The sequence below is a fragment of the Roseomonas rosulenta genome (assembly GCF_016106005.1).
GTDB classification, from domain to species: Bacteria; Pseudomonadota; Alphaproteobacteria; order Acetobacterales; family Acetobacteraceae; genus Neoroseomonas; species Neoroseomonas rosulenta.
This window is the reverse complement of record NZ_JACADR010000518.1, coordinates 1-1,485: the sequence shown is the minus strand read 5'-3', so window position 1 is coordinate 1,485 and position 1,485 is coordinate 1. Positions and strand designations below refer to the sequence as shown.

Annotated in this window: 2 protein-coding genes and 1 pseudogene; all 3 read right to left on the bottom strand. The window is 75.8% G+C overall.

Annotation, left to right across the window (positions count from 1 at the left end; translation table 11 throughout):
- Positions 1-462, bottom strand: a 462-nt coding sequence (locus HW578_RS26480; RefSeq protein ID WP_369407987.1) for a lysophospholipid acyltransferase family protein, incomplete at its 3' end; no start/stop codon positions are given.
- Complete coding sequence (locus HW578_RS26475) at positions 459-1,262, bottom strand: YdcF family protein (protein ID WP_198373683.1); 804 nt, start codon at positions 1,260-1,262, stop codon at positions 459-461. The genes HW578_RS26480 and HW578_RS26475, both read right to left, overlap by 4 nt.
- A pseudogene (locus HW578_RS26470) lies at positions 1,259-1,485 on the bottom strand (cell division protein FtsX); the annotation flags it as partial. The pseudogene HW578_RS26470 and the gene HW578_RS26475, both read right to left, overlap by 4 nt.

The window sequence follows — 1,485 nt, the reverse complement described above, 5'->3', positions numbered from 1 at the left end:
GCCCTCGGGGAAGATCACCACCGGGCGCCCGGCCGCGACCGCGCCCTGGGCCGCGCGCACCATGCCGCGCAGCGCCGCCGCGCCCGCCGCGCGATCCACCGCGATATGCCCGCAGCGCGCCGCCAGACGGCCCCACAGCGGAATACTCGCCAGTTCCTGCTTGAGCACATAGACCGGGTCCCGCCCGTCCGGCAGCAGCGTGAGCCACACCACCGTATCGAAGGCCGATTGGTGCTTGGCGGCGATGATGGCGGGGCCGGTCGGCATGTGGGCCAGTCCGGTCACCTCCACGCGGATGCCGCAAATGACGCGCAGCGCCCCGAGCACCAGCCGGGCCCAGCCGCGGATGTAGCGGACCATCACCGGCGCCGGCGCGGCCAGCAGCAGCGTGCCGAACAGCACCGTGAGCACCGTGCCGCCGAGGAACACGAGGTTGAACAGCGCCGAGCGTAGCCAGATCACGTTCCCTGAGACTCCCGTCGCGGCACGAAGGACCCCGAAAGCCCCGCCCAGGCCCCCAGGTAGCGGGCATATTCACCCGCCAGCAATGCCCAGAGTTGTGGCCGCCACAGCGCGCCGGGCGCCCGCAGCGCCGCCGAGGGCACCGGGTGCGCCACCAGCTGCAGCCCCGGCATGGCGCGGCGCAGTTCCAGCATGGCGCGCGGCATGTGGTAGCCGGCCGTGACGATGCGCAGGGAGCGCAGCTCCTCCGCGCGCGCCCAGGCTGCCGCCTCGGCCGCATTGCCGCGGGTCGAGGCGGCGGCGCGGCCGACCGCGACCCGCCCCGCGAAAGGCGCGGCATCGATGCCGGCGGCGGTCGCGATCTCGGCCAGGCTGGCCTCGGGATGCGCGCCCGAGATCAGCAGCAGCCGCGCCTGGCCCTCGGACAGCAGGCGGAAACCTGTGGTGACGCGTTCGGACCCGCCAGTCAGCACGACGATGCCGTCGGTCTGCCCAAGGATCGGGGCGGCCGGGTCGATCGCGACGCGCAGGAAGGCGATGAAGCCCAGCAGCAGGGCGAGCGGGACGACCAGCAGGAGCGCCGTCCGCAGGAGACGGCGCCGCCGCGCACGGGATGCCTGGGTGGCGGCGCCGGCCGCATCCGCGGCGCCTGACGGGGATGTGGCGGACGTGCCGGGCAGGATAACGGGGTCCCGCGCGCCATCCGGGACCCCGGGGCCGGGCGCGCCGTACGGCACGCCTGCGTCCGGGGCGTGCCCCGGCACCCCCGGGTCGGGCACGCCATCGCGCATGCCGCTCATGGCAGGCGCCGCAGCCACAGGCGCACGGTCGCCTGGGTGGTGACCCAGCCGACCATCGCCGCCACCGGCGGCACCAGCGCCAGGTCCAGCCAGGGCAGGCCATGCCAGTCCGCCGCACCGGCCAGCGGCCCGGCCACGGCGGCGAGGCCCGCCAGCGCCGGCAACGCCAGCACCGTACCGCCCGCAGCACCCAGCGCCGCGAGGAAGGCGACACGCCGGGCGA

Bases quoted from the DNA above. Each gene is read 5' to 3' on its own strand.
- HW578_RS26475 (WP_198373683.1), bottom strand. From the start codon at position 1,262: ATGAGCGGCATGCGCGATGGCGTGCCCGACCCGGGGGTGCCGGGGCAC.